The organism is Polaromonas sp. P3_C2 (assembly GCF_056402675.1).
This window is the reverse complement of sequence record NZ_JBFUGX010001126.1, coordinates 1-800: the sequence shown is the minus strand read 5'-3', so window position 1 is coordinate 800 and position 800 is coordinate 1. Positions and strand designations below refer to the sequence as shown.

General features: G+C 62.2%; 1 protein-coding gene and 1 pseudogene. Both read right to left on the bottom strand.

Annotated elements, in window-relative coordinates; all coding sequences use genetic code 11:
* The coding region (locus AC1DWI_RS25095) for a BPSS1780 family membrane protein (RefSeq protein WP_477726173.1) at nt 1–499 on the bottom strand (499 nt) is incomplete at its 3' end.
* Nucleotides 500–634: 135 nt separating this feature from the next.
* Nucleotides 635–800 (bottom strand): annotated as a pseudogene (locus AC1DWI_RS25090) (homoserine kinase); the annotation flags it as partial.

Genomic DNA, 800 nt, shown 5'->3' with positions numbered 1-800 from the left:
GAACCAGGGCGGGTGCATGCCAGAACAGCAGCAGCACGGGCAGGTACAGCAGCAGGGACACCGACATGTTCTTGGCCATGGCCAGCTGGAACTGCGGCGTCATCATCGCCTCGCGGCTCGCGTCGGCGGCAACGGGGGGGTCCACCAGCATCGGTACGATCCAGTTGATCAGCACGCAGAACGCCGTATAGATCGCACCAAGGACAAGCATCGCGCCCAAACGCTCGCGTCCCGCGCGAAAAGCGCTGAGAAGCACCGTGGGCATGGGAAATTTTCCCTTCACGGCTTCCTGTGTGGCGGCCATCAGGCCCAGCATGGCAGCGGGAACAATCATCAGTGCCAGGATCAGTCCGAAAAACGGCAGCAAGGAAAGCACCGTGACTGCGGCCAGGTACAGGAAAAACAGGCCCGACATGGCCAGGGGCTGCTGCATGAAAGTCTTGATGCCCAACCTGACCCAGGTTATGCCGGTGCTTGCGGGAACAATATTAAGTTTCATGGTCTTCAGCGGGAAATGGGGCCGGACGAGACCGGGATATTGCAGGAGGGCAGTTTGCCTGAAAGCAGCGACGCTTGGCGCAGGCCCTCAAACAGGCCTTGGCCGAAGGGTCATCAGGCCCGCGGGTGGCTTGGGCTAGAGGACGTAAGGGTGTGTGAGCCGCTCGCGCAGGACACGCTCGAAATGGCTGGGGTCGTGGGGCTTGAGCACTGCAGCTTCACGGGGCAAATGCAAGTCCCACAGCCGCGACAGCCAAAAGCGCAGGGCTCCGGCGCGCTGCATGGCAGGCAGGAGCCTGCGC